3 protein-coding genes, 1 rRNA gene and 1 pseudogene are annotated in these 4386 nt (G+C 39.8%); all 5 read right to left on the bottom strand.

Annotated features, from left to right (window positions below; genetic code table 11):
- Positions 1-73, bottom strand: a pseudogene (locus tag FTU19_RS15960) (IS5/IS1182 family transposase); the annotation flags it as partial.
- A gap of 76 nt (positions 74-149) precedes the next feature.
- Positions 150-725, bottom strand: a complete 576-nt coding sequence (locus FTU19_RS15955; RefSeq protein WP_257225476.1) for a DUF4145 domain-containing protein — start codon at positions 723-725, stop codon at positions 150-152.
- A gap of 103 nt (positions 726-828) precedes the next feature.
- The gene (locus FTU19_RS15950) at positions 829-2178 is read right to left on the bottom strand and encodes an aromatic acid/H+ symport family MFS transporter (RefSeq protein ID WP_180131889.1); all 1350 of its coding nucleotides are present in this window, start codon (positions 2176-2178) and stop codon (positions 829-831) included.
- Positions 2179-2544: 366 nt separating this feature from the next.
- On the bottom strand, positions 2545-3909 hold the full coding sequence (locus tag FTU19_RS15945; RefSeq protein ID WP_180018796.1) for an MFS transporter: 1365 nt from the start codon (positions 3907-3909) through the stop codon (positions 2545-2547).
- Positions 3910-4238: 329 nt separating this feature from the next.
- A 5S ribosomal RNA gene (gene rrf, locus FTU19_RS15940) occupies positions 4239-4353 on the bottom strand.
- Positions 4354-4386 lie beyond the last annotated feature (33 nt).

Genomic DNA, 4386 nt, shown 5'->3' with positions numbered 1-4386 from the left:
GGTGAATGGATAAATTACGCAGAATAACTTTCAACTTTTGCCAGTGTTGATCTGTCAGCATGGTACGAGGCATAGCGAATAGTAAAATTGGGTTTGGCGATTTGATTTTACTACTTCGCTATTTTTTAAGCTAAAAGTGTCAACACACCCTAATTACTTTTGAATTTTTTTAATAGCTCTTCGCTTCCTGATAGTACTGACAAGGCCATATCAATCATTAGTTTTTTTCCTGACTCGATATTATTAACATCAATATCTTCCAGATTGGTATCGGCAAAATCTGGATTGATTGCCATTTCAAAATTAATAATCCACCAGTTTTCAATTTTATGAATCAATTGATATGTACATAGAAAGTTTTGCATAAGGTCTTTTATTTCACCATTGAAAACGATATTACTCATTTCATGTGCTAAATAGTTTCTATAACTTTTTAAGGCCTCAATATTTTCTTTATCTTCTTCATTAATGACTCCATTCTCTATTAACCAAGAAATAGAAGCGTAGAGGTGATTTTTATGTCTTGATAAAACTTTTGTTCTATATTCTTCCTCTCCTTCTAAATCCTTAGCACCAATTAAAGTCATAACATAAAAGTCTTTGAGTCGATTAATAATTGAATCTTTCAACATTTCATAAATAGTTATGTACATCGAAATATTAATTAGTCGATCTTTAAATACTTCAGGATTTAAAAAATTTTCCCATTGCTCGCGATAGTCCATTTTTAATAACTTTTAAACTCATAATTTTTTAATCTAAATTGCTTTAGATGAACAGTAAATAAAAAAGCCCCCTTTTCGGAGGCTTCTTATTTCAAACTTGGTTTTAAGCTTTTGCAGGAATTGTATCTGCTGAACCAATCTTTTCAGATTCATCATCATGCATGATCAGAGCAACTGCAATCGCTGTAATCAGTACCGGTAAACCCACCGCCATAAAGTTAAAGTGTGCAGGCAGGTTCATACCGAGTAAGCCACCGATCAGGATCGGGCCAACAATCGCCCCCATACGACCAATCGCAGATGACCAGCCAATACCTGTTGAACGTACTGCCAATGGGTAGAACTGCGCAACATAGCTGTATAGCAACATTTGCGAACCGATTGATGCTGCACCAGCCAGGAACACCAGGATGTAAAGCAGGAACTGGTTAGATGCAAAGCCCATTGAGCTCATCACAATCGCACCCATCATACCGAGGAACATCAATACCGGTTTCAGGTGGAAACGGTCAGCCAAAATACCACCACCGACAATGCCAACCACTGCACCTACGTTCATCGCCATCATGAACATCAGGCTGTTGTCCATTGAGTAACCCGCTGCCATCATCAGCTTCGGTAACCAGCTGCTCAGTGCATACATGGTTAATAGGCAAGTGAAGAAAGCAACCCAGAACAATAACGTATTTACCGCACGGCCACGACGGAACAGGCTCACCACGTTTGCTGCTTCAGGTACATTTTCCTGTGGCAGTTTAAAGGTGGTAGTGTCTGTAACGCTTAGATTTGGAGCCAAACGACGTACTATTTGACGTGCTTTTTCCTGTTTATTGTCTTTGACGATAAAGGCTAAAGATTCTGGCAGAAATTTCCAGATCACTGGTAATAAGAATAATGGAATACCTGCGATAAAGAACATGATTTGCCAACCAAAACTTGGGGTAAACCATGAACCCAATAAGGCAGCCATCACACCACCTACCGCATAACCACTAAACATAGTAGTTACTAAGGTACTACGCATTTTTTGTGGTGCATATTCAGAGGTGAGTGCCACCAGGTTTGGCATAACACCACCAATGCCCAGACCGGCAAGGAAACGTAAAATTCCGAACTCAGTCGGGTTTGAAGCAAAACCGCCGGCAAAGGTCAGACCACTGAATAATACGATACAGATCATGATGACTTTTTTACGGCCAATTTTATCTGCTAGAGAACCAAAGATCATCGCGCCAAACATCATGCCGGCAAGTGCAGTACTGGCAAGCATTCCCGCTTGAACGGCACTTAAGCCCCAGTCCTGCATTAATAAAGGTAAAACAACACCATTGATTGCTAAATCGTAGCCGTCAAACAAGATAATGAGTAAACACCAAGCAACTACATTGAAGTGAAAAGGCGTAAATTTCGCATTATCGACTACAGAATTTATATCTACTGTTTCCGTTGTCATCGTTCTCATCTCCCATGAGTACTTGTCCATAAAATCCTTTTGAATATCCGGGGGAATATTCAAGTTTTAGCAATATACGCAAGTGAGATTTAGTGCACAATAAGACCAAATGATGGAGCAATTTCAGCCATAAAATAGCGGCTATTTGTGTGATTTATCACATTTTTATAAAACTAAATAATTGAATAATTAGACATTTATTATTCTCATTAAAATGCTTATATAAATAGTCTATAGACCAATGATTTTTTGATTTATTCAATTTTTTATGAATGATTTTTATACTTTAAACAAAAAATCCCTTTCTTATGAAAGGGATCTTTTGACTCAATTCAGATTTATAGCAAGTGGATTGGCAAAAAGTGACTAGGTTTTAATAGAATTCAGCTTCTGTTTCGCCAGTGAGGTCTCAGCATTTCGTTCTGCATTCAGATCTTTACGTACAATCATCGCCACTGAAATCGCGCCGATAATGGCTGGAATCGCAACAGCCAAGAAATTCATTTTATGTGGCAGCTCCATACCCAACAAGAATCCAATAATAATTGGACCAACGATTGCCCCTACCCGACCGACTGCGGACGCACAACCAATACCGGTAGAGCGGATTGCCAATGGATAGTACTGAGCCACGAAACTATAGAGCAGAATACTGCTACCAATTGCCGAAGCACCTGCAGCAGCGACTAACAGATAGATCACAGCTTGTGGAGAGTTAAAGCCTAATCCAACTAATGAAACTGCACCCAACAGGAACATGCCAATAATGACGGGTTTCAGATGGAAACGATCCGCCAGAATACCACCACCAATGGTTCCAACCACTGCACCAATATTCATGGCCATCAGGAACATCAAACTGTTACCCAGAGAATAACCCGCTGCCATCATCAGTTTTGGTAACCAGCTACCCAATGCGTAGACCATAAGCAGACACATAAAGAAGCAGCACCAGAATAATAAGGTACTCATGCTACGGCCCTGCTTAAATAAAGCAGCAATTGAAGCATCGGGTGCATGCACTTCATTCAGTACAAACTGGGTACTTGCAGTGACATTTTGCTCAGGACTGATCTGCTGAACAATTTTACTGGCCTTTTCATTTTGCTGTTTCTTTACCAGGAAAGTTAAAGATTCCGGTAAATACAAATACAGTATAGGCAGCATCAATAATGGAATACCTGCGATATAGAACATGATTTCCCAACCAAAACTTGGGGTAAACCAGGCACCTAATAACGCCGCCATAATCCCACCGACTGCATAGCCACTAAACATGGTAGTCACTAAAGTACTGCGCATTTTTTGTGGCGCATATTCAGAAGTTAATGCGACCAGATTCGGCAATACACCGCCAATACCTAAGCCCGCAATAAAACGTAGGATGCCAAATTCAGTCGGACCAGAGGCAAAACCGCCCCAGAACGTAAATCCACTGAATAAGGTCACACAAATCAGGATGACATTTTTTCGTCCAATTTTATCTGCCAGCATACCGAAGAGCATGGCACCAAACATCATGCCGGCCAGAGCGGTACTTGCAAGCATTCCGGCCTGAACTGCCGTCATATTCCATTCTTGCATCAGTAGGGGTAAAGCAACACCGTTGATTGCCAGATCATAACCGTCAAAAATAACGACAAATACGCACCAAAGTACGATCTTTAAATGAAAAGGTTTAAACTTTGCTTCATCCACTACAGCATTCACATTCACTGTTGTTGCTGTCATTTTTCCTCACCTCCAATTGTGAGCTTTTTTATTCTATGAAAAAATGAACGTTAATTCACTTTTGTATATAAAATGGATGATTCTTTAAACCTTGTCTACTGCAAAACTTACCAAGTTAGATTTTTTTAATAAAATTTAGGCTAAAGTCGTAGATCGAATATTTTTTAGACAGATCAATAAGAAAATAAGGCGAAGTTAATTAATTATACTTTTCACGTTATTTATATTTCTATTATCTAGGTACAATTAGGAGGTTATTTACTTCTTTTTCTAGAAACCCCACGCATAAAAAAAGCCCCCTGCATGAGCAGAGGGCTTTTGGAATAATGAGCTGGCGATGACTTACTCTAACATGGGAGACCCCACACTACCATCAGCGCTAAGAGGTTTCACTTCTGAGTTCGGGAAGGGATCAGGTGGTTCACTCTTGCTATGGTCGCCAGCACAACTGGTATGCTTACTCGCTATGGTCTTATC

It is taken from the genome of Acinetobacter sp. YH12072 (assembly GCF_013419565.1).
GTDB lineage: Bacteria > Pseudomonadota > Gammaproteobacteria > Pseudomonadales > Moraxellaceae > Acinetobacter.
The sequence above is the reverse complement of the archived record's forward strand: the minus strand, read 5'-3'. Positions and strand labels throughout refer to the sequence as shown.